The organism is Mesorhizobium sp. 1B3, assembly GCF_050958605.1.
In the GTDB taxonomy this organism is placed as follows: domain Bacteria; phylum Pseudomonadota; class Alphaproteobacteria; order Rhizobiales; family Rhizobiaceae.
Window position 1 is genome coordinate 460,040 of record NZ_JBJHDO010000004.1, and the last position, 26,518, is coordinate 486,557.

Genomic DNA, 26,518 nt, shown 5'->3' on the forward strand with positions numbered 1-26,518 from the left:
GAGGACGATCCCCGTGTTCCAGAAGATCCTGATCGCCAATCGCGGCGAAATCGCCCTGAGGGTGCTGCGCGCCGCCAAGGAACTGGGCATCCAGACGGTGGTGGTGCATTCCACGGCCGACGCCGATGCCATGCATGTGAGGCTTGCCGACGAAAGCGTCTGCATCGGACCGCCGCCGTCGCGCGATTCCTACCTTAACATTCACCAGATCGTGGCCGCCTGCGAGATCACCGGCGCCGACGCAGTGCATCCCGGCTACGGTTTCCTCTCCGAGAACGCCAGGTTCGCCGACATATTGGCGGCCCACAAGATCACCTTCATCGGGCCCTCGGGCGACCACATCCGTATTATGGGCGACAAGATCGAGGCCAAGCGCACGGCCAAGCGCTTGGGAATTCCGGTGGTGCCCGGCTCGGAAGGCGCAGTCAGCGACGACCGCGAGGCTTATCGCATCGCCACCGAGATCGGCTTTCCCGTGATCGTCAAGGCTTCCGCCGGCGGCGGCGGGCGCGGCATGAAGGTGGCGCGCTCGGCCGAGGATCTGCCGGTGGCGCTCGCCACGGCCCGTTCCGAAGCGGGCGCGGCCTTCGGCGACGACGCTGTCTATATCGAGAAATACCTGGAGAAGCCGCGCCACATCGAGGTCCAGATCGTCGGAGACGGCGCCGGCAAGGCAATCCATCTCGGCGAACGCGACTGCTCGCTGCAGCGTCGCCACCAGAAGGTTTGGGAAGAAGCCAACTCCCCCGCTCTCAATGCGGAGGAACGTTCCCGCATTGGCGAAATCTGTTCCAAGGCGATCGCCGATCTCGGCTATTCGGGAGCCGGCACGATCGAGTTCCTCTACGAGAACGGCGAGTTCTATTTCATCGAGATGAATACGCGCCTCCAGGTCGAACACCCCGTGACGGAGGCGATCACGGGTATCGATCTCGTCCATGAGCAGATCCGCGTCGCGTCGGGCGGAGGCCTGTCGGTGCGGCAGGACGAGATCAAGTTTTCCGGCCATGCCATCGAGTGCCGCATCAACGCCGAGGACCCGCGCACCTTCACGCCGTCGCCCGGCACGATCACCCACTTCCACACGCCAGGCGGCCTCGGCATTCGCGTCGATTCCGGCGCATATTCCGGTTATCGTATCCCGCCCTACTACGACAGCCTGATCGGCAAGCTGATCGTGCATGGCCGTAACCGCGTCGAGTGCATGATGCGGCTGCGCCGGGCACTGGACGAGTTCGTCGTCGACGGCGTCAAGACCACGTTGCCGCTCTTCCGCGAACTGGTGGGGAATATCGACATCGCCAATGGCGACTACGATATTCATTGGCTGGAGAAGCACCTCGCGGAGACCGCCGCCACGGCATAGAGACACAAGGGCCATGACGCGCCCCTACGCACCAGGATACCGAATCCCGCCGGACCTTCTTTTGAAGGCTTATGCATCGGGCGTGTTCCCGATGGCCGAGAGCGCCAACGATCCGGAAGTATTCTGGGTGCGTCCGGAAACCCGGGGCGTCATCCCGCTTGGTGGTTTCCATGTTCCGAAGAGCCTCGTCAAGACGATCAAGCGGGGCCGTTTCGCGATCCGATTCGACTATGATTTCGAAGGGGTGATCGACGCCTGCGCCGAGCAACGGGCGGAACGCAGGAACACCTGGATCAACGCCCCGATCCGCGAAGCCTATGTGCAGCTTCACCGGCGGGGCCATTGCCATTCCGTCGAGGCATGGTGCGACGGCAGGCTGGCGGGTGGCCTTTACGGCGTCCGGCTTGGCCGCGCATTCTTTGGCGAAAGCATGTTTTCCCGCGAGCGCGACAGCTCCAAGGTTTGCCTGGTCCATCTCGTGGAGCGCCTTCGAGCGCGCAAGTTCCTGCTGCTCGACACCCAGTTCACCACAGAGCATCTGAAACGCTTTGGCGCGATCGACGTACCGCGGTCGAAGTACGAAAGGATGCTCGCCGAGGCGCTCGAGGGCGAATCCGTGTTCAATCCCTAGACCAGTGTTTTGAAAGGACGAGCGCGATGTCTCACGCGACCCACATGCGTAGCTTCGGTATCTGGAGCGCGATCTCGCGCAACGCTCTCGTCCATCGCGACCGTCTCGCCTTTACCGACGGCGAACTCACCGAAACGCATGGCGACTTCCGTGCCCGCTGCGAGGCGCTTGCGGCAAAACTTGCGGCTGGCGGGGTACAGCCTGGTGAACGGATCGCGGTGCTGTCCGAGAACAGTCTCGGCGTTCACGCGTTGCTGGGTGCCGCCGCGCGTCTCGGGGCCATCCTTGCGCCGCTCAACTGGCGGCTCAGCGAGGCCGAACTGTCCGCGGTCATCGCCGACTGCCAGCCGAGCGCGATCTTCGCGGACGATGCCACGCTTCCCCTCGCCTCGTCGTTCGCGAATGTCGCGGACGTAAAGCTGCGTGCTACCTTCGGCGCAGCGGCCGGCGACTTCGTGGCTGTCGATGCGCTTAAACCCGGTGACGTTGGCTCGCTGCCGGAGCCGGCTGGCGGCGATGCGCCGCTCTTGATGATCTACACCGCGGCCACAGACGGCGTGGCGCGCGCGGCGATCATCACCGGTGCCAATCTCGTCGCCTCGGCAGTGCAACTCGTCGATGCCATCGGGACTACTGAAGCAGACCGTTTCCTCGGCAATCTGCCGATGTTCCACATCATGGCGCAGAGTTTTGCCTTCGCCGCGCAATTCGCCGGCGGCGCGACGATCGTGCGTCCGCGCTTCGACGCTGTGGACGCCGCCGCGACGATCGCAAGGCACAAAGTCACGCTGCTCGGCAGTTTTCCGCCGATGTTGGCTGGCATCCTCGACGCCGCGCAGGCATCGGGAGCCGACATTTCGTCGCTGAGGGCCGCGATCGGGCTGGAAGGGCCGCCCGTCATCGAGCGACTGGAGCGCGAATGGCCTGGTGCTCGGTTCTGGACGGGCTTCGGCCAGACCGAGACCAGCGGGATGGCGACCATCACGCGCGCCAGCGACAATCCGGGCGCCGCAGGCACTGCCGGGTCCCTTACCGAGATCGCAGTTGTCGATGGCGCTGACCGCCCGGTTGCGACGGGTAGGGTCGGCGAAATCGTCGTGCGCGGGCCGGCCGTCATGGCGGGCTACTGGCGCCGTGACGAAGAGAACGCCGTCGTCTTCCGCAACGGCTGGCACCACACGGGCGATCTCGGCAAGCTTGATGACCAAGGCCGGCTTTACTACGCTGGGCGGTCGCCGGCGAAGGAGCTCATAAAAACCGGCGGCGAAAACGTCTATCCGGCCGAAGTCGAGAAGACGCTGCTGGAGCATTGCGCTGTGGCCGAAGCGGTGGTGTTCGGTGTGCCCGATGGCAAATGGGGCGAACGGGTTGTCGCGGTCGCGGTGCTGCACGATGGCGATAGCGCCGATGAAACCGAACTGAGGGAGTTTATCGGAAGCCGCATCGCAGCCTACAAGCGACCTCGCAGTATCGTCTTCGCCGACAAATTACCCAGGAATGCCAATGGCTTGATTGACCGCGCCGCAACCCGTGAGACATTCGCGGGCCAGCTCGCCTGATGAGCGAGCCCTCGGGACCCGTATCTCCATCCGCCTTGACATGGCGTAATGAATGTAATTCACTAGCACGTATGAAGAATGTATCGTTGAGTCGGACGGGAGGCCGATAACTGCATGCATCAACGACCGTTTGATCCGAACGCCTTTCGATCGCTATGCAAGAAGCCCGAAGGAATGGGCCTGCGGCCAAGGCCGTGCCACCGGACCTGCGCAAGCAATTAATGAACATCATTCACTACTGTCGGTGAGGATTGCCGCCGACGCGCTGGGGAACCGCGAGAGGCAGGCGCGGAAGGCAAGGGAGGAAGCGTGACCGACCATTCGGCACAGCATGGCAGCGAGGCGCGAGTCCTCAGCTGTCGTGGGATCGAGCGTTCGTTCGGTGGCCTGAAGGCGCTGAAGGGCGTCAGCCTGCACGTCAACAGCGGCGAAATTTTCGGTCTCGTTGGCCCGAACGGATCGGGCAAGACCACAATGGTCAATGTCATGACCGGCTTCTATCCGCCCGACGCCGGCCAAATCGAACTGTTCGGCGAGGACGTCACCCGCGTCTCGCCGCATCGCATCGCTGAACGCGGCGTCGCCCGCACCTTCCAAAACCTCGCGCTCTTCAAGGGCATGAGCGTGCTCGACAACATCCTGCTCGGCCGTCATGTTCACATGCGGCCGAGCGCGCTCGCCTCGCTGTTCTATTGGGTCTGGGCGCAGCGCGAGGAACTGGCGCATCGACGCGTGGCCGAGGAGATCATCGAGTTCATGCAGCTCGAGGACATCCGCGACGAGCCGGTCGATGTGATCCCGATCGGCCTGCAGAAGCGCGTCGAACTGGCGCGCGCGCTGGTCTCCGAGCCGCGCTTCCTGATCCTCGACGAGCCCATGGCCGGCATGAACCAGGAGGAGAAGGAATACATCGCGCGCTTCATCCTCGATGCGCGCGACGAGCGCAACGTCTCGATCCTGATCATCGAGCACCACATGGACGTGGTGACCGCCATCTGTGACCGCGTCGTGGTGCTGTCCTACGGCGAGATCATCGCTCAAGGCGAGCCGCGCAAGGCGATCGCCGATCCAGCGGTAGTGAAGGCCTATCTCGGCGAGCGCGCAGCGCAACGGCATATCGGGGTAGCAGCATGAACGTGCCAGCGAAGATCGATGCCAAGGTTTCAGCTTGGCCGGTGCGCGAGGATGGCCATCCCATGACGCTGGTGGCTGGTGTTGCGCGCAACGCGGCCGAGGCCGGCTCGCGCGTCGCCTTCCGAGAGCGTGAGCATGGCATCTGGCGCGAGTGGACCTGGACCGACGTTCTGGGCGAAGTGTTGGCATTGGCTGCGGGCTTCGAAGCGGCCGGGCTGAAGCGCGGCGACGCGCTCACCGTGGTGGGCGACAATCGCGCCTCGATCTACTTCGCCATGCTCGCGGCCAATGCGCTGTGCGCCTTCCCTTCGCCGGTCTACCCGGATGTCCCGGTCGACCAGTTCGGCAGCTACATGCGCTTCGGCGACCCGAAGCTGGCGCTGGCCGAGGATCAGGAGCAGGTCGATAAGCTGATCGATCTGCGCAACCGCACGGGCAAGCCCGAGCGCATCGTGTTCGACGACCGACGCGGCATGGCGGCCTATGGCGATGCGGGCATAGTCTCCATCGAGACGATCCGGGCGGATGGTGCCGCTCGGCTCGCAACCGAGCCGGGGCTGGCGGCGGAGCTGGTCGGTCGTGCGAGCGGTGACGACATCGCCGTCCTGCTCTACTCGTCGGGCACGACCGGCCTGCCAAAGGGCATCCCGCTACGCCACCGCAATGTGGTTGGAGGCGTCTTGAACGCCACGGCCGGACATTATTTCAAGCTGCACGAAGAGCTCTTCGCCTACCTGCCGACGGCCTGGGTAGGCGACTTCATCTTCACGCTGAGTGCCGGTGTTCTCCTGCAGGCGTCCATCAACATCCCCGAACGCCAGGAAACGGCGCTGCACGACCTGCGGGAAGTAGCGCCGACCTTCTATCTCGCCGCCCCGCGCGCCTGGGAGAACATGCTGACGCGTGTCCAGGTCGGCATGGCGGATTCGACGCCGCTCAAGCGCCGGCTCTTCGACTATTTCATGCCGCGGGCCATTCAGTTCGAGCGGCGTCGCCTGGCGGGTGAAACGCTGTCGGCCGGCGAAAGACTGATCGAGCGCATCGGCGAGGTGCTGGTCTACGGTCCCATCAAGGACTTCCTTGGCCTGTCGCGCGCCGAGCGTGCCTTCACCGGCGGTGAGGCGATGGGCGAGGAAACGTTCCTGTTCTTCCGCGGGCTCGGCATCAAATTGAAGCAGTTCTACGGGCAGACCGAGACTTGCGCGCTTTCGGCCGCGCAGACCGAGGGCAGTGTGAAGCTTCATTCGGTCGGCCATGCAATGCCGGGCGTCGAGGTCAAGATCGACGACAGCGGCGAGATACTGCTCCGCTCGGCCTCTGTGGTGGATGCCTATTTCGACGACGCGGAGGCAAGTGCCAAGACCTTCGTCGACGGCTGGCTGCGTACCGGTGATGCGGGTCACATCGAGGACGACGGCGCGCTGGTCGTGCTCGGCCGGGTGAGCGAAGTGGTGCGCACCGGCAAGGGCGAGCGCTATATCCCGAACTTCATCGAGAACCGCGTCAAATTCAGCCCTTATGTTCGCAATGTCGCGATCTCGGGCGCAGGGCGCAACGAGCTGACGGCTATCGTCTGCATCGATTACGAGGCGGTGGGCCACTGGGCCGAGCGGCGTGCGATCACCTACGGCTCCTACGCCGAACTGTCGCAGAAGCCGGAAGTGCTCGACCTCGTCGAGGGCGTCGTCGGCCATGTCAACAAGACCCAGCCGGAAGGGCTGCGGGTCCGCCGGTTCGTCAACCTGCACAAGGATTTCGACGCGGACGACGGCGAAATCACCCGCACCCGCAAGTTGCGCCGCAACATCATCGAACAGAACTACGCCGCGCTGATCGAGGCGCTTCATTCCACCCAGTCAAGCGTCACCTTCGATGCCCCGATCGTCTACGAGGACGGCACGCGCGCAACGCTGAGTCGCGAACTGCAGATCCGGGAGGTCCGCGCCTGATGGACTGGCTCCTCGTCGCCGAACTCGCCATCAACGGCATCTTCATCGGCCTGATGTACGCGCTGGTCGCGGCCGGCATCGTGCTCATCTACAAGACCTCCGGAATCGCCAACCTGGCGCAAGGCGCGCTCGCCATGACAGGCGGCTACGCCGCCTGGGCTTTCACCGCGCTGGTCGGCCTGCCGATCTGGCTCGCGATTCCGATCGCCCTCATCGCCATGTTCGTCTTCGGCTCGCTGCTCGAGCGCTTCGCCCTGCGTCGCATGGTCGGCCAGCCGATCATCATGGTGATCATGCTCACCCTTGGGCTGGAGATCATGTTGCGCGGCGTGTTGCCCGGTTTCTTCGGCGCGGCGGTGAAGAAGCTCGATATCGGCATCCCGCCATCGCCGCTTTTCCTGGGCGACATCTTCATCAACAAGGCGACTCTGATCGGCGGCTGCATCTCCCTGGGTCTGATCCTGCTCGCCATCCTGTTCTTCAACTCGCGTCTCGGCGTCATCATGCGCGCCGTCTCCGACGACCAGACCGCATCCTGGTCGGTCGGCATCAAGGTCGAACGCGCAATCGCTATCGCCTGGGGGCTCGCAGCCGTCATGGCCACCACCGCCGGCGTGCTGTGGGGCGCGACGCAAGGCATCGACTGGTCGTTGTCGCTACTCCTCATCAAGGCGCTGGCGATCGCCATCCTGGGCGGGTTGGATTCGCTCCCGGGCGTGCTCGTCGCCGGCGTCGTCGTGGGGCTCGCCGAAAGCCTCGCCACCGGCATCCTCGACCCGATCGTGGGCGGCGGTACGCGCGACGTGGTGGCTTCCGTCATCATCGTGATCACCCTGCTCATCCGTCCCCACGGCCTGTTCGGCCGCGAACATATCGAGCGTGTCTGATGTTCTACCGTCGCGCTGGCATCCGCCACACCAGGTACCAGAGCGAGCGGCAGATCTGGCCGCTGCCCTTCGACCGCCGCCTGGCGATCCTTCTCTTCTTCTTCGCGCTTGTCGCGCCGTTCCTGCTCGACCGGCTGCACCTCGTCGGCTATCTGCTGCCCTGGATCATCTGGTCGACGGCGGCGCTCGGCCTCAACTTCCTGATGGGCGGCGCAGGCCAGATCCATCTCGGCTACGGCGCGCTGATCGGCATCGGAGCCTATACGACCGTCCACATGGCGCGTGCCGGCATTCCGTTCGAGATCGCGCTGATTGGCGGCGGGCTGCTCAGTGCGGCGGTCGGCATCGTCTTCGGCGCGACCGCGCTGCGGGTGAAGGGCATCTACCTCGCCATGGCGACGTTAGCCATGCAGTACATCGTCGACTTCGTAATCGTGCATTTCCCGGCGATCAGCGGTGGCACGCAGGCGGCCCTCACCGTGCCACGCGTCACGTTCCTCGGCATCCCGGTCGTCGGCGACCTGCCGAGCTATTACGTGGCGCTCGCAGTCTGCATCATCGTCACGCTTTTCATGCTGAACGTGAAGCGCTCCAGCTTCGGGCGAGCGCTGGCCGCGGTACGCGAGAAGGATTACGCCGCAGCCGTCATCGGCGTGAACACGTTCCGCTTTAAGCTCACCGCCTTCTGGGTTTCATCCTTCATCGCCGGTGTGGTCGGCGGCATTCTGGCGGTCTGCTACTACCGCACCATCTCGCCCGACCAGTTCCATCTCGAACTGTCGATCCAGCTCGTCGCGATGGTGATCGTCGGCGGGCTGGGTAGCGTGCTCGGCTCCTTCTTCGGGGCCGCGCTCATCATGTTCGCGCCCATCGTCATCAATCAATTGATCGGCTCGCTCGCCGTCACGCTGGGGCTCGGCATCTCGGCCGACCTCAGGGCCCATTTGCCGCTGATGCTCTATGGCGCGCTGATCATCGGCTTCCTGCTCTGGGAGCCGCTCGGACTTGCCAAGATCTATGCCAACATCCGCAACTACTTCCTGGTCTGGCCTTTCCGCCATGCCAGGCACTGAATGACAACAACAAGTGGAGGAAAGTTTTTTCGATGGAACGCAGGACATTTCTGACAGCGACGGCCGCCGCCGCGCTGATGTCGCAGATGCCGATCCGCATCGCCGCCGCGCAGGACAAGGTGATCAAGTTCTCGATGCCGCAGGACTTCACCAAGGTCTATACTTTCGTCACAGCCGAATACAACCAGGGCCAGCGCGACTATATCAGCCTGGTCAACGCCCGCGGCGGCATCAATGGCTACCAGATTGTCGCCGACGTGTCGGACCACGGCAATGACCAGCCGCGTGCGATCGAAGCCTATGAGCGCGCCAAGGCCGGTGGCGCGGTGCTGATAGATCCGTTGTCGACGCCGGTCGCCCGCGCCTTGGTTCCGCGCGCGCTGGAAGACAAGATCAACCTGATCACCGCCTTCTCGGGCCGGTCCGACGCCGCGGACGGAACGGTCTTCCCTTATGTGCTGCCGCTTTCGCCGAACTACTGGACCCAGGCAGCACTCCTCATCGACTACTTCAAGCAGAAGGACGGCGGCAGCCTGCAAGGCAAGAAGATCTGCTACGTCCATATCGACACGCCATTCGGCAAGGAGCCGCTACCGATCCTCGAGAAGCTGGCCGAAAAGGAAGGCTTTGAGCTCGTCGCTTTCCCTTACACCCCGCCCGGCAACGATCAGTCGGCGATCTGGCCGCAGGTACGCCGCGCCCGTCCGGACTGGACGATGTTCTGGGGCGCGGGTGTGGGCCAGACGGTCGCCCTCACCGAGGCGATCCGCAATGGCCTTTCGATGGACCGCGTCTCTTCCAGCGTATGGCTGTCGGAATCCGATATGGATGTGGTGGGTGCTGCTGCCGCCACCGGCGTGCTCAAGGTCGAGCCTTGCGTCTCCGGCCGCGAGCCGAAGCTCATCCAGGACATCCTGAAGGAAGTGGTGGAGCCCGGCAAAGGTGCTGGTCCGGAGAACAAGGTCGGCACGGCCTACTACAATTACGGGGTAATGCTAGCGGCACTGATGGTCGAGGGCGTGCGCAAGGCTTTCGAGAAGGCGCCGGACGGACCTGTCACCGGGGAGTGGCTCAACGCTGGCCTGACCTCGATATCGAATTTCGAGGCCGAAGGGCTGATTCCGCCGACGAGCGTGACGCCAGAGGATCATCAGGGCGGCGGCAAGGCCCGCATAGCGCATTGGGACGGCTCGAAGTTCGCGCCGGACTCCGACTTCTTCTCGGCCAACCAGGACATCGTCTGGGAGGAGATCAAGAAATCGTCGGCCGTGTTCAAGGAGACCGGCAAGTGACACAGGCGGCGCGGTTTCCACACCGCGCCCCACTTTCTTTTTCGCGGGAACATTCGGATGGCGCTTCTTTCGCTGAATAACGTCGAGGTCGTCTACGACAGCGTCTTCCTGGCCGTGAAAGGCGTCTCGATCGAGGTACCGGAAGGCGGGCTGGTGGCTCTGCTCGGTGCCAATGGCGCCGGCAAGAGCACCGTGTTGAAATCGATCAGCGGCCTGCTCAAGGCCGAGCGTGGCAACGTCTCGCGTGGGCAGATCCTGTTCCAGGGTCAGGACGTGCTCGCCATGGATCCACCCGAGCGGGTGCGCCACGGGCTGGTGCATGTGCTGGAGGGGCGGCGCGTCTTCGAGCATCTGACGCCACAGGAGAATCTGCTCGCGGCCACCTCGATGCATTCCGATCGCGCCGAGGTGAAGCGATTGTCGGAAGAGATGTTCACGCTTTTCCCGCGCCTTGCCCAGCGCGCCGGCGCCAAGGCCGGCTACCTGTCGGGCGGGGAGCAGCAGATGCTTGCGATCGCCCGCGCACTGATGACCAAGCCGAAGCTTATCCTGCTCGACGAGCCGTCGCTCGGCTTGGCACCTTTCCTGGTTGACGAGATCTTCGACATCATCCGGCGAATCAATACGCAGTCCGGTACCGGCATCCTGCTGGTCGAGCAGAACGCCATCGCCGCGCTTGATGTCGCGCATTCGGCCTATCTGATCGAGCAGGGCCGCATCGTCATGAGCGGCACGGCCGAGGCGCTGAAAGCCAATCCTGACATCCAGCAGGCCTATCTCGGCGGCACGTCGCAGGTAGACTACCACGCCGTCAAACACTATCGCCGACGTAAGCGCTGGCTGGCCTGATCAGCGCGGGCTTCGGTGCGCGGCCGGTACTGGTGTCTGCTGGTGGAACATCATTTTCCAGCCGTCGGCCCGGCGCACATAGCCGGAACTCACCAGCGCGTGATACTCGTCCCCATCGGCCCTCATCGCCTTGGCTTCATAGGTCAGGAGAAAGAAATCGTCGGAGGGCTGCATCGTTCCCTTGAGATCGAGATCAAGCGTTTTCCAACGATTCCCGTCCTGAACGGTGGCCGCGAGCTCCTTGTTCTCCATCACGCCCGCCATGTCCGGTGAAAACGCCACGAGACACTCGGCGTCGGTGTTCTTCTCGAAGAAACGGCGATCGCCCGTCCAAAATGCCCTTTCGAGGGCCAGGAGTTCGTCCATGGCGGCTTTCATCGATGAAACCTCGTCTCTGAGGTCTGGCAACGGAAGAGACGCGGGAAAAGTTCCAGCCGGGAGCGGCGTGGCTCAGTTCGACTTGGACGCCTCGGGAGGCGGAACATCGGACTTCTGCTTGCAGTCCTTCAGCCAGACGTCATAGACGGCGTGCTCGACCGCATTGAGGCCTGGGCTCTGCGCGAACATCCATCCGGTGAAGATGCGACGGATCTTGCGGTCCAGCGTGATCTCGTCCACCTCGACGAAGGAATCCGTCTTGGGCTCTTCCGTGTTTGGGCGGGAATAGCAGACGCGCGGCGTCACCTGCAGGGCCCCGAACTGCACCGTTTCGTCGATATAGACATCGAAGGTGATGATACGGCCGGTGATTTTGTCGATGCCGGTGAATTCGGCCACCGGGTTTGAGATTCGCTCGGCGCGGGCCGCAGGCGCGGCAACCAAAGTCGCGGCAAGCAACGCCGCAAGGCCGATACGGATTCGTTTTGCAGGGAACGGCAATCTGTCGTTGGTCATCCGGGAAACCGCAGGGCCAGCAGCGCACGGTTTTTTGGCCGGCGCAGCATTGAAGTACCGAAATCGGTTACGCGGCAATTGTGGCGACAAAAGTAATCCTGCCCCTCCAACACTTCTGTCGGGTGTTTCAGTTGCCCGGCGTCCAGGCGTCATAATCGCCGGTCACCTGAGGCCGATGGGTATTGCCAAGCACCGAACCTTTGGGGCGGTAGGCTGCGGCGCTGCCGGTGAGATTCGGCTTGTGCGGCTTCTGCCAATCGCGCGGCTTGTAGTTTTCCTTGCTGGGCGGCGTGTCGACGCGATGGTGCATCCAGCCGTGCCAACCGGGCGGAATCGCGGAGGCTTCCGAATAGCCGGAATAGATAACCCAGCGCCGTGTGCGGCCTTCCGTATCCTGGCCACCTTCATAATAGACGTTGCCGAACTCATCCTCGCCGACGCGAACGCCGCGACGCCAGGTATGGAAACGGGTCCCGAGCGTCTGGCCGTTCCACCAAGTGAAAAACTGAAGCAGGAATTTCTTCATACCGTTCCTCGTCGCCGGTCGAACCGGTCCCCGCCTTATGGCGTCAGCCAAGCGCTTAGGCAAGGGTCTCGGCGCGATTGGCAGCGATTGAATCCCGACTTATCGTCGCGCCGTCGAGCGACGCGGCACAGGCAATGACGCGCGTGAAGGCCGCATCAGGATTGCACCATGGCATTGATGACCGTTCTGGAAATCATGACTCACATCGTCACCATCGTCGGTCTGCCGCTGGCTGTCTTCGTCTTCGTCTACGAACAGCGAAAACAGCGCCGCAACGAGGAAGAGGAAATTTACCAGCTGCTTTCCGACCGTTATATCGATTTCCTCAAGCTCGCCCTACAGCATCCTGATCTCAAGCTGCAGTCGATCGAAGCCACTTCAGGCCTCAGCGAAGAGCAGACCGAGCGTATGCTTACCATGTTCGGGATCCTGATTTCGCTCTTCGAGCAAGCTTATCTTGCCGTCCATGACGAGAAGATGCCGCCCCACAGGGAGCGACGATGGCGCTCATGGGAGGATTTCATGCGCGAGTGGTGCCGCCGGGAGGACTTCCGAGCGGCATTGCCGCAGCTCCTGCCCGGAGAAGACCCGGAATTCGCAGTCTACATAAGACGCATCGCCAAAGAAGAATACGCAGCCCTCACCTCAGCTTCATCTTGAAGCCGACGTGGCTCTGGGTGAATCCGAGCCGATGATAGAAGCGATGCGCGGCCTCGCGCTTGCTGTTGGATGTCAGCTGCACCAGCCTGACACCGGTTTCCCGCCCCTTTTCTACGGCGAAGCCGATCATCGCCGCACCAATGCCGCGGCCGCGCAGATCCGCTCGCGTCTGGACCGCCTCTATCGTGAGGTTGGTCGCTCCTCTTGCCGTCATCGTGGTGGTCAGCGTGGTCTGAAACGTGCCGACGACGTCGCCGCCGAGTTCCGCGACATAAAGTGTATCGTTCGGGCTATCGAAGATCCTGCGGAACGCGGCTTCATAGTCCGGCAGCGCGGCGGGATCCCTGGTGTCGCCATGCCCCCCCACTGCGTCGTCGGCGAAAAGCGCGACCAACGACGGAATGTCGGCCGCCACGGCCCGGCGAATGACGAGATCCCCGTCAAAACTCACGGCTCGTATCTTTCTCAGCCAAGCGCTCGCTCCATGACCATCGTGCCACCATCGGTATCTTGCGTGGCACCTCTCCTGGCGACAAAGCCCTGTCCCTCATAGAAGGCGACGGCTCGGCCGTTGGCCGACTCGACTTCCAGGCGGATGGCGCGGCCTTCCGGAAAGCTCTCGATCACCTCGTCCAGCAACATCCCACCGATGCCGCGCCCTTGTTGCCGCGGCAGGACGTAGAGCTGGCGAAGCACGACCGTCGCGCCGCCGTCCTCGGCCACGGCGAAAGCCACTCCACCGATTTCCTTGCCGTTATCGGCAACCAGGAACTCGGAATTCGGACAGGTCAGGCGCGCTCTCAGCGCGGAGATGGAGTGGCACTCGTCGGTGATCTCCGTGACCCGGGCGGGCCCGTAGATTTCGTCATAGGTAGCATGCCATGTCTCGACCAGCAGCGAGCGGATCGCAGCCAAATCGCGTTCGCTCGCCGTCCGGACGAACATGGTTTCGGGCCTATTCCTCGATGCCAAGCTTGGCCTTGACCAGCGCGTTCACCGCCTGCGGATTGGCCTTGCCGCCGGTCGCCTTCATCACCTGGCCCACGAACCAGCCGGCAAGCGTCGGCTTGGCGCGCGCCTGCTCGACCTTGTCGGGGTTGGCGGCGATCACCTCGTCCACCGCCTTCTCAATGGCACCGGTGTCCGTGACCTGTTGCATGCCGCGGCTCTTGACCAGTTCGCGCGGGTCGCCGCCCTCGCTCCACACGATCTCGAAGAGATCCTTGGCAATCTTGCCGGAAATGGTTCCTTCTTTGATCAGGTCGATGATCGCTCCGATCTGAACTGGCGAAACCGGAGCGTTCTCAATATCTTTCCCGGCCTTGTTCAAGGCGCCGAGGAAGTCGTTGATCACCCAGTTGGCGGCTGTCTTGCCGTCGCGCCCTCCTGCGACCTGCTCGAAATAGTCGGCGATCGCCTTTTCCGAGACCAGCACCGATGCGTCATATGCGGACAAGCCGAGCACAGAGACGAAACGGTCCTTCTTCTCGTCCGGCAGTTCCGGCAAATCCGAAGCGAGCGCGTCGACATAGGCCTGGTCGAATTCGAGCGGCAGGAGATCCGGATCGGGGAAGTAGCGGTAATCATGTGCTTCTTCCTTGGAGCGCATCGAGCGGGTTTCGCCCTTGTTAGGGTCGAACAGGCGCGTTTCCTGCTCGACGCTGCCGCCGTCTTCGAGAAGAGCGATCTGCCGGCGCGCCTCGTATTCTATCGCCTGGCCGACAAAGCGGATCGAGTTGACGTTCTTGATCTCGCAGCGTGTGCCGAAGGGCGCGCCCGGCCGGCGGACCGAGACATTGACGTCGGCCCGCATCGAACCTTCATCCATATTGCCGTCGCAGGTTCCGAGATAGCGCACGATCGAACGCAGCTTGGTCAGAAAAGCTTTGGCCTCTTCGGAAGAGCGCATGTCGGGCTTGGAAACGATCTCCATCAACGCGACGCCGGAGCGATTGAGATCGACATAGGAAAGCGTCGGATGCTGGTCGTGCATCGACTTGCCCGCATCCTGCTCCAGGTGCAGCCGCTCGATACCGACCTCGATATCCTCGAAATTGCCTTTGTTGTCGGGGCCGACGGAAACCGTCACGGTGCCCTCGCCGACAATCGGCTGTTTGTATTGCGAGATCTGGTAGCCCTGCGGCAGATCCGGATAGAAATAGTTCTTACGGTCGAAGACCGACTTGTGATTGATCTTCGCCTTGAGACCAAGGCCGGTCCGGATCGCCTGGCGCACGCACTCTTCGTTGATCACCGGCAACATGCCGGGCATGGCCGCGTCCACAAGGCTGACATTGGCGTTGGGCGCCGCGCCGAATGCCGTCGACGCACCTGAAAAGAGCTTGGATTCCGAGGTGACCTGGGCATGGACCTCCATGCCGATGATGACTTCCCAATCGCCGGTGGCGCCGGGGATGAGACGCTTGGGGTCTGGCGTGCGGGTATCGATGATGGTCATGAAGGCCCTGTCGTTTGCTAGCCCCGCGCAACGCGTGGTCCGCGGGACCGAATAGATCGGCCTTCGCTAGTGCAAACCGGCTGGCGAGGCAAGGGCTGGCTGGCCTGTCGCGACAGTCCGCCTCCCCGCACCTATAGGATGGTTCAGGCGGTCGCGATGTAGGTGCGAATGTCTTCCGCCTCTCGCTCGACATCCTCGATGCGCCGTTTGACCACGTCGCCGATCGACACGATTCCGTAGAGTTGCCCGTCCTTCTCGACAGGGATGTGGCGGAAACGGCCGACCGTCATGATCTCCATGACCTCGTGGACCGTATGATGCTCGTTGCAGATCTTGACCTTCGCGGTCATGCCGTCCCGCACCGGATGATCGAGGGCGGACGCCCCGTCCTTGGCCAGGACGCGGACGATATCCCGTTCGGAAAGCATGCCGACCACCTTGCCATCGCCATTGGTCACGACAAGCGCGCCGACCCTGTTTTCGGCGAGCGTGCGGATGGCTTCCGAGAGTTTCGCATTGGGGCCGATCGTAAGGACGTCGTGACCCTTCTGTTCCAGGATTGCCTTCACCGTCATGGCTGCCTCCAAAACATTCTGCCGCGAGCCCCCTCTTCTATGGTGCTCTTGACGTAACGGCATTTCAAGGCTGTGCTTCGCGAAAGGGCCGATCAGTCCCCACGGGATCGCGGCCCGTCTCGCCTCACGAACCAGCCGATACCGAGGAAACCGGCCAGGAAGCCGCCTATGTGGGCTTCCCAGGCGATCTGATCGACGCCCGGCGCCATGCCCACCAGCCCTGTCACGAGATTGATCACCATCCATACGGCCAGGAACGTCATCGCGGCGCGCGAGCGCAAGACATCCGCGAAAGGCAGCAGCGGCCCGTCGAAGGACGGCTTGCCCGCCGTTCTGCTGGTCCGGAAACCGAACCGCGCGGCAGCACCCATCATCCCCGAGATCGCGCCCGACGCGCCGACGAGCGGAGCCTGATCGAGAGGATGCAGGACATAATGAAGCCCCACGGCGGCCAGGCTGGTGACGGCCCAGAACAACAGGAAACGCCCGCTGCCGAGGCGGTTGGCAAGCGGCGAGCCGAAAGCCGCGAGCCAGATCATGTTGACCGCGAGATGCGCCAGCGAGCCATGCATGAACGCGTAGGTGAAAGGCGTCGTGAAAGCATAGACGTCCAGCGCGTATTGGCCCGAGTAGCGTACGGGAATAAAGGCGCCCCGTAGCAGCAGAGCCAGATATTGCTGGTCCGTCAGGACGTAGGCCTGCATGAGATAGACCGCCACGCACACGCCGATCAGCAGCGCGACGATCGCCGGCAGGTTGAACACCGGCTCGCGTCCCCTGGCCGGCATTTCCGGGGAGGCATCGTTCCTGTTACTATCCATTCCGTCTCGCTGATCATCCAGTGGCCAGATAGTGGTCGTCTAGAACAGCGGTGGAAAATCGGCAAAGGAAAAGCCGCCCAAGGTTTCCCCCGGACGGCTGGTCGAGCCCCCTGCTCGGACTTCTGAGCGCCTCTTTCGAAACGCCGCGGCCGCTTGGCTGCGACCGTCTCCCCTGTGGCGGCGGATGTGCCATGCAGCTTCGGCCCGATCAACGGAAACCATTCGTTAACCCTAACCGGGCCGGCTCGTGAATAAAGGTTAACGGCCGCTGGCATGCCGCGTGCAGGGCAACGCATGTAGGCCATCGGAAAGGAGCGAATCTGTTCACCGATGGCACAACGGGATGGCGCAACGGGGAGCGGCGCGGCATGAAACAGGACGGATCCATTCAATTGTTCCACTACTGGAATAGATTGCGGAGCGGACGCCGTGCACCCAGGCGCACGGAGATCGAGCCGTCCGATATCAAGTCGCTGCTGGCCGATACATTCATCCTCGAAGAAGACGCGCGCAAGGAAGCGGTCTTCCGCCTGGCAGGCACGAGGCTGTGCGCAACCTATGGCCGCGAGCTCAAGGGGTTCTCCTTCCCGTCATTGTGGAAGGAAAAAGACCAGCGGCTGATCGCCCGCATCACCTTTGGCGTCTTCGCGATGAAATCCGTCGCGATCGTGAACTTCAGCGGCGTGAATCGCGACGGGCGGATGATACCGTTCGAACTCCTGCTGCTGCCGCTTGATGGCGGCGCCGAAAGTCCTCGCTGCATGGGCATTCTGTCCGCTGACAGGCGGCCTCTGTGGCTGGGCGTCGAACCCGTTCGCGAAGCCCGGATCGAGGCCGTGCGGGTCATCGACCCTGATCGGGAACCGCTGTTCCTTGCAAACCGACCGGCAATCCCCGTGCCCGGCCTCGTTCCCAGCGACGCCGCCTTGGGCGGAGCGCCGCGACTCGGCAGACGGATCAGGCATCTCGTGGTGCTTGACGGAGGCCGCACCTGACCACGAGATCCACAGGCTTCGGAAGGCCCGAACTTACTGGTTCTTAACCCACTCGCTTCTATCCTTCGTTGAATCCCTCGCGATCGCATGAGGGAAGCAGACGAACGGATTGAGGCATATGATGAGGCCAGCGGCGGTCGATCTCGCGCCGTCCAGGGCGGAGCGCCGGAATTTCCAGCGTGTCCGGATCAAGATTTACGGCCGCTTCATGCTGGAGGATCGCAGCGAGCATCCGTGCCAGGTTATCGACATGTCGCCGGGGAACGTCGCCTTCCGAGCCGATCGCCAGGGCGCGCCGGGCGAGAAGGTGATCGCCTATCTCGATCATATCGGCCGTGTCGAAGGGGTCGTCACACGAAACCTCGACGACGGCTTCGCCATGACCGTGATCGCGTCCGACCGCAAGAAGGACAAGCTCGCCGCACAGCTCACCTGGCTTGCCAACAGGCACGAGCTGGATCTGCCGGAAGATCGACGGCACGAGCGCGTCGCCCCACGCAATCCGATGAGCACGCTGCAGCTTTCCGACGGCCGGGAATATCAGTGCCGCATCATCGACTTGTCGCTCTCCGGAGCCGCGGTCGAGATCGATGTCAGGCCGGCCCTGGGCGTGCAGGTCGCGCTCGGCACGATGCGAGGTCGAGTGGTGCGTCACTTCGAGGACGGCGTGGCAATCGAGTTCGCGGTTGTCCAAAGACCGGAATCGCTCGACTCCGAGTTCAACGGCCGGCAATCATAAAAAGCCGGCGCGGCGTGACAAAGCGCTGTTTTCGCGTGTAGCCTCCGCGCGCCGATCCGCCATCCCAGCCCCTTCCGCCACCGCCTCGCAGCTCGTCGCTCCTATCGGACGGCCTGCTCGAAACCACATGCCTTGATGTTTCAAGGCGCGTTCCTGCCCTTGTCATGAAAGCGCTGGAAAGATCGCTTGTCCGTCACCGAGGCGACCGGGGCTTGCACATGAGTCCCCACCCCGAACATCGACGCAATGGCTAAAATTTGAAGCAAATTATATTCTTCGAATACACACCTATTTCCAGGTTCTTTCCAAGTTAATTCAATAAATACTAGGCGATTTTGCATCGAATAAATCCGACCCTGTCATTGTGCTCTCAAACGGGGAGACACAAAATTGACCGGGATCAAGAGCAGCCTTCTCGCGCTCGTCATGCCGCTGGTCCTGTGGACCGGCATCGCTCAGGCCGGCGCATCATACATGCCGACGGGCGGACGCGCGACACAGCCTGTCGGGCATTACGAATTTTGCCAGCGCCTGCCGGAGGAGTGCCGGCAGGTCACCGGCAAGCACCGGCCCATCGAGCTGACCCGCACACTCTGGACGGCGATGGTCGGCATCAACACCGCCGTGAACACGACCGTGACGCCGCGCACCGACCTGGAGATCTGGGGCCGCGAGGAATATTGGTCGTATCCCGACGGCGTCGGCGATTGCGAGGACTATGTGCTGGAGAAACGCCGCGAGTTGATGAAGCTCGGCGTGCCGGCTGGGGACCTGCTCATCACGGTGGTGCGTCAGCCCAATGGCGACGGCCATGCCGTGCTGACCGTGCGGACCAGCCGGGGCGATTTCATCCTGGACAATCTCGAGCCGCGCATCCTGGCCTGGCACGAAACCGAATACACCTATTTGAAGCGCCAGTCGGAACGGAACTCAGGGGCCTGGGTGTCTATCAATGACGGCCGCGCCGTCGCCGTCGGCAGCGTTCCCTCGCAATAACCGATCGGCAGGGAAAACCCGGTCGAGCCCCACTCCCCGCCCCGAACGATCGGGTTCAGGAGCCGGCCTCCCAAGAGGGGCCGGCTCCGTCGGTTTGGCTCAGAGCTTCTTCAGCCCCGTCTTGAAGCGCCGCGCGTTGGCGACATAATGCGCCGCCGAGGCATGCAGGCGCGCAACCGCCTTGTCGTCCAATGTACGAACAACTTTAGCGGGGCTCCCGACAATCAACGAATTTTCGGGAAACTCCTTGCCTTCGGTGACCAGTGCGCCCGCTCCGACTAGGCAATTACGCCCGATCTTCGCTCCATTGAGCACGGTCGCACCCATTCCGATCAGGCTGTTCTCGCCGATGGTGCAGCCATGCAGCATCGCCCGATGGCCGATCGTGCAGCCTCTCCCCACCGTCAGGGGAAAGCCGATATCGGTATGCATCACCGTGTGCTCCTGCACGTTGGAGCCTTCGCCAATGACGATGGGTTCGTTGTCGCCACGGATGACCGCGCCGTACCAGATGCCGACGTCGCGACCGACATGTACCTTGCCGATGATCGTCGCGTCCGGGGCGATGAAATTGCTCTCTTGATCGTCGAAGCTGGGCTTCGCCTCGTCCAGTTCATAAAGCGGCATGGGGTTCCCTTCGGCACGCAATCGATGGCTCGGCCACACTAACCATCGACACAGTCGATGCAAGGGCGACCTGTCAGGCTCGAAATCGCTTCCCAGGCGCGTCTTTTACGGCTCGTTTACCATAAGCAGACAATGTCGTTGAGGCTTGGCAGGACAGCGCCATCGGCGCCGTTCGGAAAACACACGGCAGAAGGCACGCATGAAGAATTCGATCACGCTCGACGATGACGAGGTAAAGCTCGTCGATTCGTCCTTCATGATGCGCGTCTTCTACGGTTTCCTTGCCATGGCTCTCCTGTCTGTGGCCATCAGCGTGGGTGGAAAATGGTTCGGCAGGTCCGTTTCCCTCGCGGGACACACGGAAGATACGACTATCCATGAGACAGTGATCGGCAACGATGTCGTGGCTGCGCCGGCCAATGCGATTCGTTTCGAGCGGGCCCGCCGCGACGGAATCGCCGACCGCCTCGATCTTTATCTACGCTGGCCCGACATGCGCGGCTATTCGGCTGAAACGCGCGACGACTTCAATCATGTCGGCGGCAGCCGTCGCATCCTGTTCCTCACCTTCGAACATCGCATAATGTCCCGCGATATGAGTGGCCGCTTCGAGCCTATCTACCGATCCCTGATCGAAGACAAGGGCACACCGGCCCCTGGCGGGCTGGTGCTTTACGAGTTCAAGCCGAACTCCGGTTACCTCAACGAGGTTTTGGCCGTGGCTGAAACTTCGACCGGGCAGCCTTTCGTCGCGCGGTGCCTGATCGGCATGAGCGCGGAGGAATCGCTGGCGCCATGCGAGCGCGACCTCCATGTCGGCGACAATCTGAGCTTGACCTATCGTTTTCCCCGCGAGCTGCTGCAGGGGTGGCGTGCGTTGGATGCCGCCGTGCTTGCGCGGGCCGGGGATTTCGTCAGCACGGCCCGCCAGTCACGCTAAAGAGCTGTCGACTCAGGCCAGATCGACGTCGAGGATCGCCATGGAGAAGTTGTAGTCGCCATCGTCCTCGTCCTTGAAGACGATGCCCAGAAACTCGTCACCGACATAGACTTCCGCCGAATCGTTCTTGCGCGGCCGCGCCTTCACCTGCAACTTGGGGTTCTGGAAGGTGCGCTTGAAATAGGCGTCGAGTTTTTTGATTTCTTCCGGCTTCACGACTTTTCTCCGGTTATATGGCTCTGCGGGTTCGCTTGGGAAAGCGCTTCTGGCATGTACGGAGCAGCCGTGTAAAGGCAATCCTCGGCCGGCCCACACCAGACCTGCGGCACGAGCGGTCGGTTCGCCGTCAAATGTCGAAGCTGACGACGTGATCCATCGACTGGGACGGCAGCAGCTGATCCATCTGACGCGACGGCTGGTCGCAACCGGTTTCACCGACCACGCGCGCCGGAACACCGGCTACGGTCTTGTTGTGCGGCACCGGCGAGAGAACGACCGAACCGGCCGCGATCTTTGCGCAGTGGCCGACTTCGATATTGCCCAGGATCTTCGCGCCCGCGCCGATCAGCACGCCGTAACGGATCTTCGGATGGCGATCGCCCCCGGCCTTGCCGGTTCCACCCAGCGTGACGCCATGCAGGATAGACACGTTGTCTTCGATCACGGCCGTCTCGCCAACCACGAGACCGGTGGCATGGTCGATGAAAATGCCCTTACCCATTTTCGACGCCGGGTTGATGTCGGTCTGGAACACGGCCGAGGATCGGCTCTGAAGATAAAGCGCGAAATCCTTGCGGCCCTGGTTCCACAGCCAATGCGCCAGGCGGTGTGTCTGGATCGCGTGGAAGCCCTTGAAGTAGAGCACGGGCATGATGAAACGGTCGCAGGCCGGATCGCGGTCGTAATAGGCCTGGATGTCCGTCCGGACCACCGAGCTCCAGTTCGGATCGTCCTTCAGCATGGATTTGAACGTGTGCTGGATCAGGTCCGCACTGAGGTCCTGATGATCAAGACGCTGCGCGATCCTATGGATGACCGCGTCTTCGAGGGTGTCATGATTGAGGATCGTGGCGTAAAGGAAGGCGGCGAGCAGCGGATCGCGCTCGACCGCTTCGATCGCTTCATCCCTGATCGATCGCCAGATCGGGTCGACCGGCTGCAGATGCCCGCTGCGTGCGATGCTGATGGAATTCATGGGGCAGTCTCCGTAGCCGCAGTTTGCCTTGATCGAGCGATTATAGGTGAAGGCGAGGGTCGATTGAATTCTATTTTCGTTAGCGCTGTGTCAAATGGATTTGGTTCATGGAAATTCAAGTCGCGATGGAAAACGAGACCTTGATCACCGACAGCGACGGCGGTGTCGTCACGATCACCTTCAACCGCCCGGAAAAGAAGAATGCGATCACCCACGCCATGTGGCGCCAGCTCGCAACACGCGTGGCGACAGCCGCCGACGACCGGGCAACACGCGCCATCGTGATAACAGGTCAAGGAGGTGATTTCTCGGCCGGCGCCGACATTGGCGAGTTCGCAAGCCTGCGTTCGGGCGGCGACGACGCCCGCGCCTACGAGGCCGCGAACTCGGCAGCCTTCGCCGCCATCCGGCGCGCCGCCGTGCCGGTGATCGCGGCGATCCGAGGTGTTTGCTTCGGCGGCGGCTTCGGCATCGCTGCCGCATGCGACCTGAGGGTTGCCACGCCCGATGCACAATTCGCCGTGCCGGCGGCACGGCTCGGTCTGGCCTATCCTCACGATGCAATGGGCGACATTGTCGAGGCCCTCGGGCCGCAGGCGGCGCGGTATCTCGCTTTTACCGCGGCACGCATCGACGCCGCCGCCGCCCTCGCCGCCGGCTTTCTGCTCGAGATCGTCGAGCCCAGCCGCTTTGACGAGCGCATTACGGAAATCGCGCGGTCGATCGCCGGCAACGCACCGTTGTCGGTGCGCGCGTCCAAGGCGGCGGTCAGGGCGGCGCTTTCCGGCGCTGCCGATGATATCGAGCATGCCAGGGTGTTGGGCGACGCCACCTTCGACAGCCTCGACTATGCCGAAGGCCGCAGCGCCTTCATGGAAAAAAGGCGTCCTCTCTTCGAGGGGCGCTAAAGCATGTCTCCCGAAAGTGTGCAGCGGTTTCGGGAAAAAGACATGGGCTAAATCAAGAATCTACAGCGCGTCGCGTGAATCCTTTTTCACGCGACGCGCTGTAGTCGTGAGCGCGCATCGATGACGTTGATCGCTGGTCCTTTGAAGGCGGAGCTCGAAGCTCTCTATGGAGCCGCTGATCGCCACTATCACGGCCTTGCCCACATCAAGGAGCTGTTGCGCCTTGCTGCTGAGTATCATCGTGAACTTGCGGATCCCGACGCCGTCGAAGCCGCCATCTGGTTCCACGACGTCGTTTACGACAGCCGCAGGGCAGACAATGAACTGCGCAGCGCGGCCTTGGCCGGAGAACGCCTGGCCAGCCGTGTCGAACCGAAGCGGCTCCGGCATATCACCGGAATGATCGAAGCGACGGCGGGACACGCGCTTCCGGATTTCGACGATCCGGCGGCGTTGCGGGATGCCGCCCTCTTCCTCGACATGGATCTTTCGATCCTCGGCGCACCACCCCATGTCTTCGACGCTTACGAGGCGGGCGTCAGACGCGAATATGATTGGGTCAGCGAAGCCGACTGGCGAACAGGCCGCCGCTCCGTCCTTCAACGCTTTCTGTCGCGCGAACATATCTTCCATACCGATATCTTCCGGACTGCCTGTGAGACCAAAGCGCGCGAAAACCTGTCCCGATCGCTTGCCCGTCTCTGAGCGCCAGCTTGTCTTCAAGGGATTTGCGCCGGTGCCGGACACGGCGCTCCCTAGCGGATCCGTTGATTTGTCTAGGCTTTGTTGAGATAATATTGGGAGTGCGTACGGGCGTCCGGCCGAGGGTTGGGCTAGAGCGCACATATCCTCGTGGACGTTTGGGCTACGCTCGAATGAGCCTAGAGGAGTCTCGTCATGGCAACAACCGATAGAACCGGCCGCTTCGGGCTGATGGAACATCGAAGCTGGGAGGACATCCTCACGATGATCCTCGGCTTTGTCATCATGATATCGCCGATGTTCAGGTTCTTTGGCGACGCTGGCGGCGATCGCCGCGTGGTGGGGATCACCGCGCTCGTCGGCGCCGCGATCATCGTGATCAGTGCTCTGGAGCAATACGCGTTGCGGCGGTGGGAAGAATTCCTGGTGCTCGTCGCCGGCATCTGGATGATTATCTCGCCCTACGTCCTCAACTACACGGGCACGCTGCGAACCTGGCACGTGATTCTGGGCGCGGCCGTTGGCCTGCTCGCGCTTCTCGAACTGTGGCAGGATCGCAACCGTAGCCTCACAGCCTGACGAACCAGGCGCGGGGGCATTGACGAAGCGACCGCCGACGATCTGCCGACGGTCGCGCAATGCGCACGTTTCAGGCCTGGCGGTCTGCAAGTCCAATGCATGTCGCCCAAAGCAGCGGTTTGGGCAAACGGCATGCATGAACAACCGCTTAAAGCGGATGCTCGCGCAGAAATTCAAGCACGCGTTTTTTGAAAGTGCGATCGCCCACCGCCAACATGTGATCGCGCCCTTCGATCACGAAGCTCTCTGCGTTCGGCATGAGGGCCGCCAGCGCGTCAGCATCGCCACCGATATCGTCCTTCGTGCCGACCGCCACCAGGGTCGGTTGCATGATGCGCGCCATGTCCGCCTCCGTCAGAAGCTCGCGCGACGTGGCAATGCAGGCCGCCAGCGCCTGGCGGTCGCTCTTGGTCTGATCGGCAAAGGCTCGAAACATCCTTCCTCGCGACGTGGCGATCTCGGCGGGATCGGCGACCAAAAGCGCAGCAGCGATCGGATCCCAATCCCCCACTCCGTCCACCATGCCGATGCCCAGGCCACCGAAGACGAGTGTGGCGACCATCGCCGGCTCCTGGAGCGCGAGGAAAGCGGCAACCCGGGCGCCCATCGAATATCCCATTACATGGGCGCGAGGCAGCCCGAGATGAGCTATTAGGGCTGCGGCATCACCCGCCATGCGGTCGGGGGTGTAGTCCTCAGGATCGTAACTCTTGGTCGACGCGCCGTGGCCGCGATTGTCCAGGGCGATCGTCCTGTAGCCGGCGTCGGTCAGTGTCTTCACCCATCCGGGCGACACCCAGTTGACCATGTGGCTCGAGGCGAAGCCGTGAATCAGAAGGACAGGTTCCCCCTGCCCCTCGTCGATGAAACCGATGTCGAACCCGTCGTGGGCGAAGAATTCCATAATGGCTGACAATTCCTGATCTGCGTTCCTGGTCCCCATCGGCGAGGCGAATGCTCAGTTCCCCGCGATCCTGTCGACCGCCGGGTGACGGATGCGATCGCCCTCCTCGACGCCCGCCTTTTCGGCGATGCCGGCCTTGACTTCAAGTACGAAGCGCACAGGCACGCCGGGCGATATCACCGCCTCGGAAAAGGACTCGCCCGGAAGAACAGCGCGCACACGGCCATCCTCCCCAATGAAGATGAGATCGAGCGGCAAGGGAGTATTCTTCATCCAGAAGCCGACCTCGCTCGTTTCCTCGAAGACGAAGAGCATGCCCCTGGTGTCGTCCATCTCGTCGCGGAACATCAGCCCACGCTGACGCTCGAGAGGGTCATCCGCGATCTCGATGCGGAAGCTTCGGTTTCCGCCCGATGTCTCGGCGACGAGCGGTACCGGATCGACGGGCAGCATCATGGCCCGGTTGTCGGCAGCCGCGGTCGGCACCCCGGAGAACGACACGCTCGAAACGGCAAGAAAAATGGAAGCGATCAGCCAGGAATATCGAGACATGGACTCCCCTCGCGGTACCGCTGCCCCGAACGAACGAGCCCCGAAGCTCCGGATCGTCTTTCGTGGGACCCGACCGCTATCAATGGGAAACCGGCAGCGTCCCTATATCGGGGTGGATTTCGGCGGCCATAAGGCCTTTGTCGCCACGCCCGAAGCGAACGAGCACGACCTGTCCCGGTCTCAGTTCGGCGATGCCGTAGCGGCGCAGCGTCTCCATGTGGACGAAGATGTCTTCGGTACCGTCACCGCGCGTGAGAAAGCCGAAGCCTTTGGTCCGATTGAACCACTTCACCAGCGCACGCTCCAGACCGCTTTCCGGCGCCACCGAGACATGGGTGCGCTGCTGTAGCTCCGCCGGGTGCACCGCGGTCGAACTGTCCATGGTGATCACACGGAAGGCCTGCATGCCCCTCTCGCCACGTCGGGCGAGGCAAACGACGCGCGCACCCTCAAGAGCCGTCTGGAAGCCATCGCGCCGCAGACAGGTGACATGGAGCAGAACATCGCCAATGCCGGGCTGGTCGGGCAAGATGAAACCGAAGCCCTTGGCGACGTCGAACCATTTGATGGCGCCCGATACTTCGAACAGCTCGGTGGTATCTCCGCCATCGTCCCGGGTCGACGCGTCGTTCCTCGTTCCCGCGCCGAGGCCCATGAAAGAGGCTTTTTCCCCCATCCGAGCACCCCCTTTCCTGTGTTCACGCCGC

General features: G+C 62.6%; 31 protein-coding genes. 17 read left to right on the forward strand and 14 right to left on the reverse strand.

Annotation, left to right across the window (positions count from 1 at the left end; all coding sequences use genetic code 11):
- Positions 1-13: 13 nt before the first annotated feature.
- From accC to ACCO56_RS14180, 9 genes are all read left to right on the forward strand, one after another.
- Positions 14-1,366, forward strand: a complete 1,353-nt coding sequence (gene accC / locus ACCO56_RS14140) for an acetyl-CoA carboxylase biotin carboxylase subunit (RefSeq protein ID WP_433641386.1) — start codon at positions 14-16, stop codon at positions 1,364-1,366.
- Positions 1,367-1,379: 13 nt separating this feature from the next.
- Positions 1,380-1,997, forward strand: coding sequence for a leucyl/phenylalanyl-tRNA--protein transferase (gene aat / locus ACCO56_RS14145; protein ID WP_433641387.1), 618 nt, complete (start codon positions 1,380-1,382; stop codon positions 1,995-1,997).
- Positions 1,998-2,023: 26 nt separating this feature from the next.
- The gene (locus tag ACCO56_RS14150) at positions 2,024-3,556 is read left to right on the forward strand and encodes an AMP-binding protein (protein WP_433641388.1); all 1,533 of its coding nucleotides are present in this window, start codon (positions 2,024-2,026) and stop codon (positions 3,554-3,556) included.
- 309 nt (positions 3,557-3,865) lie between these two features.
- Entirely contained in the window at positions 3,866-4,690 is an 825-nt protein-coding gene (locus tag ACCO56_RS14155) for an ABC transporter ATP-binding protein (RefSeq protein ID WP_433641389.1), read from the forward strand.
- On the forward strand, positions 4,687-6,639 hold the full coding sequence (locus ACCO56_RS14160; RefSeq protein ID WP_433641390.1) for an AMP-binding protein: 1,953 nt from the start codon (positions 4,687-4,689) through the stop codon (positions 6,637-6,639). The genes ACCO56_RS14155 and ACCO56_RS14160 overlap by 4 nt, the downstream gene beginning before the upstream one ends.
- Positions 6,639-7,526: a branched-chain amino acid ABC transporter permease gene (locus tag ACCO56_RS14165; RefSeq protein ID WP_433641391.1), complete on the forward strand. Its 888-nt coding sequence runs from the start codon at positions 6,639-6,641 to the stop codon at positions 7,524-7,526. Before ACCO56_RS14160 ends, ACCO56_RS14165 begins: the two co-directional genes overlap by 1 nt.
- Positions 7,526-8,599: a branched-chain amino acid ABC transporter permease gene (locus tag ACCO56_RS14170; protein ID WP_433641392.1), complete on the forward strand. Its 1,074-nt coding sequence runs from the start codon at positions 7,526-7,528 to the stop codon at positions 8,597-8,599. The genes ACCO56_RS14165 and ACCO56_RS14170 overlap by 1 nt, the downstream gene beginning before the upstream one ends.
- Before the next feature lie 32 nt (positions 8,600-8,631).
- Complete coding sequence (locus ACCO56_RS14175; RefSeq protein ID WP_433641393.1) at positions 8,632-9,891, forward strand: ABC transporter substrate-binding protein; 1,260 nt, start codon at positions 8,632-8,634, stop codon at positions 9,889-9,891.
- A gap of 57 nt (positions 9,892-9,948) precedes the next feature.
- Positions 9,949-10,740, forward strand: coding sequence for an ABC transporter ATP-binding protein (locus tag ACCO56_RS14180; protein ID WP_433641394.1), 792 nt, complete (start codon positions 9,949-9,951; stop codon positions 10,738-10,740).
- On the opposite strand, the gene ACCO56_RS14185 is transcribed toward ACCO56_RS14180, so the two are convergent.
- The 3 genes from ACCO56_RS14185 to ACCO56_RS14195 form a co-directional block, all read right to left on the reverse strand.
- On the reverse strand, positions 10,741-11,118 hold the full coding sequence (locus tag ACCO56_RS14185; protein WP_433641395.1) for a hypothetical protein: 378 nt from the start codon (positions 11,116-11,118) through the stop codon (positions 10,741-10,743).
- Between the two features lie 72 nt (positions 11,119-11,190).
- Positions 11,191-11,634 carry a DUF2155 domain-containing protein gene (locus tag ACCO56_RS14190; protein WP_433641396.1) on the reverse strand — a complete coding sequence of 148 codons (444 nt, stop codon included), beginning with the start codon at positions 11,632-11,634 and terminating at the stop codon, positions 11,191-11,193.
- A gap of 127 nt (positions 11,635-11,761) precedes the next feature.
- The gene (locus ACCO56_RS14195; RefSeq protein ID WP_433641397.1) at positions 11,762-12,160 is read right to left on the reverse strand and encodes an NADH:ubiquinone oxidoreductase subunit NDUFA12; all 399 of its coding nucleotides are present in this window, start codon (positions 12,158-12,160) and stop codon (positions 11,762-11,764) included.
- A 168-nt stretch (positions 12,161-12,328) separates the two neighbouring features.
- Here ACCO56_RS14195 and ACCO56_RS14200 point away from each other — a divergent pair, with 168 nt between their 5' ends.
- Positions 12,329-12,820, forward strand: a complete 492-nt coding sequence (locus ACCO56_RS14200) for a hypothetical protein (RefSeq protein ID WP_433641398.1) — start codon at positions 12,329-12,331, stop codon at positions 12,818-12,820.
- Here the strand turns inward: ACCO56_RS14200 and ACCO56_RS14205 are convergent.
- The 5 genes from ACCO56_RS14205 to ACCO56_RS14225 form a co-directional block, all read right to left on the reverse strand.
- On the reverse strand, positions 12,801-13,271 hold the full coding sequence (locus ACCO56_RS14205) for an N-acetyltransferase family protein (protein WP_433641399.1): 471 nt from the start codon (positions 13,269-13,271) through the stop codon (positions 12,801-12,803). The genes ACCO56_RS14200 and ACCO56_RS14205 overlap by 20 nt on opposite strands.
- Before the next feature lie 14 nt (positions 13,272-13,285).
- Positions 13,286-13,765: an N-acetyltransferase family protein gene (locus ACCO56_RS14210; protein ID WP_433641400.1), complete on the reverse strand. Its 480-nt coding sequence runs from the start codon at positions 13,763-13,765 to the stop codon at positions 13,286-13,288.
- A 10-nt stretch (positions 13,766-13,775) separates the two neighbouring features.
- Positions 13,776-15,278 carry an Asp-tRNA(Asn)/Glu-tRNA(Gln) amidotransferase subunit GatB gene (gene gatB, locus ACCO56_RS14215; protein ID WP_433641401.1) on the reverse strand — a complete coding sequence of 501 codons (1,503 nt, stop codon included), beginning with the start codon at positions 15,276-15,278 and terminating at the stop codon, positions 13,776-13,778.
- A gap of 143 nt (positions 15,279-15,421) precedes the next feature.
- On the reverse strand, positions 15,422-15,853 hold the full coding sequence (locus ACCO56_RS14220; protein ID WP_433641402.1) for a CBS domain-containing protein: 432 nt from the start codon (positions 15,851-15,853) through the stop codon (positions 15,422-15,424).
- Positions 15,854-15,945: 92 nt separating this feature from the next.
- A complete protein-coding gene (locus tag ACCO56_RS14225; protein WP_433641403.1) occupies positions 15,946-16,674 on the reverse strand; it encodes a rhomboid family intramembrane serine protease in 729 nt (242 codons plus the stop codon).
- A gap of 368 nt (positions 16,675-17,042) precedes the next feature.
- On the opposite strand from ACCO56_RS14225, the gene ACCO56_RS14230 reads away from it, so the two are divergent.
- The 3 genes from ACCO56_RS14230 to ACCO56_RS14240 all read left to right on the forward strand — a co-directional run bounded on the left by ACCO56_RS14230 (position 17,043) and on the right by ACCO56_RS14240 (position 19,404).
- On the forward strand, positions 17,043-17,669 hold the full coding sequence (locus tag ACCO56_RS14230) for a PAS domain-containing protein (protein ID WP_433641404.1): 627 nt from the start codon (positions 17,043-17,045) through the stop codon (positions 17,667-17,669).
- A 121-nt stretch (positions 17,670-17,790) separates the two neighbouring features.
- Positions 17,791-18,408, forward strand: a complete 618-nt coding sequence (locus ACCO56_RS14235; protein WP_433641521.1) for a PilZ domain-containing protein — start codon at positions 17,791-17,793, stop codon at positions 18,406-18,408.
- A gap of 426 nt (positions 18,409-18,834) precedes the next feature.
- Positions 18,835-19,404 (forward strand): transglutaminase-like cysteine peptidase, encoded by a 570-nt coding sequence (locus ACCO56_RS14240; RefSeq protein WP_433641522.1) that lies wholly within the window; start codon positions 18,835-18,837, stop codon positions 19,402-19,404.
- A 99-nt stretch (positions 19,405-19,503) separates the two neighbouring features.
- On the opposite strand, the gene ACCO56_RS14245 is transcribed toward ACCO56_RS14240, so the two are convergent.
- Positions 19,504-20,031 carry a gamma carbonic anhydrase family protein gene (locus ACCO56_RS14245; RefSeq protein WP_433641405.1) on the reverse strand — a complete coding sequence of 176 codons (528 nt, stop codon included), beginning with the start codon at positions 20,029-20,031 and terminating at the stop codon, positions 19,504-19,506.
- 199 nt (positions 20,032-20,230) lie between these two features.
- Here ACCO56_RS14245 and ACCO56_RS14250 point away from each other — a divergent pair, with 199 nt between their 5' ends.
- On the forward strand, positions 20,231-20,971 hold the full coding sequence (locus tag ACCO56_RS14250; protein WP_433641406.1) for a hypothetical protein: 741 nt from the start codon (positions 20,231-20,233) through the stop codon (positions 20,969-20,971).
- Between the two features lie 12 nt (positions 20,972-20,983).
- Here ACCO56_RS14250 and ACCO56_RS14255 read toward each other — a convergent pair whose 3' ends face one another.
- Positions 20,984-21,187: a DUF3126 family protein gene (locus tag ACCO56_RS14255; protein ID WP_433641407.1), complete on the reverse strand. Its 204-nt coding sequence runs from the start codon at positions 21,185-21,187 to the stop codon at positions 20,984-20,986.
- A gap of 130 nt (positions 21,188-21,317) precedes the next feature.
- Positions 21,318-22,166, reverse strand: coding sequence for a serine O-acetyltransferase (gene cysE, locus ACCO56_RS14260; protein WP_433641408.1), 849 nt, complete (start codon positions 22,164-22,166; stop codon positions 21,318-21,320).
- 107 nt (positions 22,167-22,273) lie between these two features.
- On the opposite strand from cysE, the gene ACCO56_RS14265 reads away from it, so the two are divergent.
- The 3 genes from ACCO56_RS14265 (at position 22,274) to ACCO56_RS14275 (ending at position 24,355) form a co-directional block, all read left to right on the forward strand.
- Positions 22,274-23,074 carry an enoyl-CoA hydratase-related protein gene (locus ACCO56_RS14265; RefSeq protein WP_433641409.1) on the forward strand — a complete coding sequence of 267 codons (801 nt, stop codon included), beginning with the start codon at positions 22,274-22,276 and terminating at the stop codon, positions 23,072-23,074.
- A 120-nt stretch (positions 23,075-23,194) separates the two neighbouring features.
- A complete protein-coding gene (locus ACCO56_RS14270) occupies positions 23,195-23,779 on the forward strand; it encodes an HD domain-containing protein (RefSeq protein ID WP_433641410.1) in 585 nt (194 codons plus the stop codon).
- A 192-nt stretch (positions 23,780-23,971) separates the two neighbouring features.
- A complete protein-coding gene (locus tag ACCO56_RS14275; protein ID WP_433641411.1) occupies positions 23,972-24,355 on the forward strand; it encodes an SPW repeat protein in 384 nt (127 codons plus the stop codon).
- Positions 24,356-24,503: 148 nt separating this feature from the next.
- On the opposite strand, the gene ACCO56_RS14280 is transcribed toward ACCO56_RS14275, so the two are convergent.
- From ACCO56_RS14280 to ACCO56_RS14290, 3 genes are all read right to left on the reverse strand, one after another.
- Complete coding sequence (locus ACCO56_RS14280) at positions 24,504-25,259, reverse strand: alpha/beta fold hydrolase (RefSeq protein WP_433641412.1); 756 nt, start codon at positions 25,257-25,259, stop codon at positions 24,504-24,506.
- 54 nt (positions 25,260-25,313) lie between these two features.
- Positions 25,314-25,811 carry a DUF192 domain-containing protein gene (locus ACCO56_RS14285; RefSeq protein ID WP_433641413.1) on the reverse strand — a complete coding sequence of 166 codons (498 nt, stop codon included), beginning with the start codon at positions 25,809-25,811 and terminating at the stop codon, positions 25,314-25,316.
- 79 nt (positions 25,812-25,890) lie between these two features.
- Positions 25,891-26,487 (reverse strand): cold-shock protein, encoded by a 597-nt coding sequence (locus ACCO56_RS14290; protein ID WP_433641414.1) that lies wholly within the window; start codon positions 26,485-26,487, stop codon positions 25,891-25,893.
- Positions 26,488-26,518 lie beyond the last annotated feature (31 nt).

Bases quoted from the DNA above. Each gene is read 5' to 3' on its own strand.
- gatB (WP_433641401.1), bottom strand. From the start codon at position 15,278: ATGACCATCATCGATACCCGCACGCCAGACCCCAAGCGTCTCATCCCC.
- ACCO56_RS14210 (WP_433641400.1), bottom strand. From the start codon at position 13,765: ATGTTCGTCCGGACGGCGAGCGAACGCGATTTGGCTGCGATCCGCTCG.
- ACCO56_RS14225 (WP_433641403.1), bottom strand. From the start codon at position 16,674: ATGGATAGTAACAGGAACGATGCCTCCCCGGAAATGCCGGCCAGGGGA.
- ACCO56_RS14235 (WP_433641521.1), top strand. From the start codon at position 17,791: ATGAGGCCAGCGGCGGTCGATCTCGCGCCGTCCAGGGCGGAGCGCCGG.
- ACCO56_RS14150 (WP_433641388.1), top strand. From the start codon at position 2,024: ATGTCTCACGCGACCCACATGCGTAGCTTCGGTATCTGGAGCGCGATC.
- ACCO56_RS14230 (WP_433641404.1), top strand. From the start codon at position 17,043: ATGAAACAGGACGGATCCATTCAATTGTTCCACTACTGGAATAGATTG.
- ACCO56_RS14185 (WP_433641395.1), bottom strand. From the start codon at position 11,118: ATGAAAGCCGCCATGGACGAACTCCTGGCCCTCGAAAGGGCATTTTGG.
- ACCO56_RS14265 (WP_433641409.1), top strand. From the start codon at position 22,274: ATGGAAATTCAAGTCGCGATGGAAAACGAGACCTTGATCACCGACAGC.
- ACCO56_RS14245 (WP_433641405.1), bottom strand. From the start codon at position 20,031: ATGCCGCTTTATGAACTGGACGAGGCGAAGCCCAGCTTCGACGATCAA.
- ACCO56_RS14240 (WP_433641522.1), top strand. From the start codon at position 18,835: ATGCCGCTGGTCCTGTGGACCGGCATCGCTCAGGCCGGCGCATCATAC.
- ACCO56_RS14160 (WP_433641390.1), top strand. From the start codon at position 4,687: ATGAACGTGCCAGCGAAGATCGATGCCAAGGTTTCAGCTTGGCCGGTG.
- ACCO56_RS14270 (WP_433641410.1), top strand. From the start codon at position 23,195: ATGACGTTGATCGCTGGTCCTTTGAAGGCGGAGCTCGAAGCTCTCTAT.
- ACCO56_RS14165 (WP_433641391.1), top strand. From the start codon at position 6,639: ATGGACTGGCTCCTCGTCGCCGAACTCGCCATCAACGGCATCTTCATC.
- ACCO56_RS14180 (WP_433641394.1), top strand. From the start codon at position 9,949: ATGGCGCTTCTTTCGCTGAATAACGTCGAGGTCGTCTACGACAGCGTC.
- ACCO56_RS14190 (WP_433641396.1), bottom strand. From the start codon at position 11,634: ATGACCAACGACAGATTGCCGTTCCCTGCAAAACGAATCCGTATCGGC.
- ACCO56_RS14280 (WP_433641412.1), bottom strand. From the start codon at position 25,259: ATGGAATTCTTCGCCCACGACGGGTTCGACATCGGTTTCATCGACGAG.
- ACCO56_RS14290 (WP_433641414.1), bottom strand. From the start codon at position 26,487: ATGGGGGAAAAAGCCTCTTTCATGGGCCTCGGCGCGGGAACGAGGAAC.
- ACCO56_RS14220 (WP_433641402.1), bottom strand. From the start codon at position 15,853: ATGACGGTGAAGGCAATCCTGGAACAGAAGGGTCACGACGTCCTTACG.
- ACCO56_RS14285 (WP_433641413.1), bottom strand. From the start codon at position 25,811: ATGTCTCGATATTCCTGGCTGATCGCTTCCATTTTTCTTGCCGTTTCG.
- aat (WP_433641387.1), top strand. From the start codon at position 1,380: ATGACGCGCCCCTACGCACCAGGATACCGAATCCCGCCGGACCTTCTT.
- ACCO56_RS14175 (WP_433641393.1), top strand. From the start codon at position 8,632: ATGGAACGCAGGACATTTCTGACAGCGACGGCCGCCGCCGCGCTGATG.
- ACCO56_RS14275 (WP_433641411.1), top strand. From the start codon at position 23,972: ATGGCAACAACCGATAGAACCGGCCGCTTCGGGCTGATGGAACATCGA.
- ACCO56_RS14200 (WP_433641398.1), top strand. From the start codon at position 12,329: ATGGCATTGATGACCGTTCTGGAAATCATGACTCACATCGTCACCATC.
- ACCO56_RS14250 (WP_433641406.1), top strand. From the start codon at position 20,231: ATGAAGAATTCGATCACGCTCGACGATGACGAGGTAAAGCTCGTCGAT.
- cysE (WP_433641408.1), bottom strand. From the start codon at position 22,166: ATGAATTCCATCAGCATCGCACGCAGCGGGCATCTGCAGCCGGTCGAC.
- ACCO56_RS14170 (WP_433641392.1), top strand. From the start codon at position 7,526: ATGTTCTACCGTCGCGCTGGCATCCGCCACACCAGGTACCAGAGCGAG.
- ACCO56_RS14195 (WP_433641397.1), bottom strand. From the start codon at position 12,160: ATGAAGAAATTCCTGCTTCAGTTTTTCACTTGGTGGAACGGCCAGACG.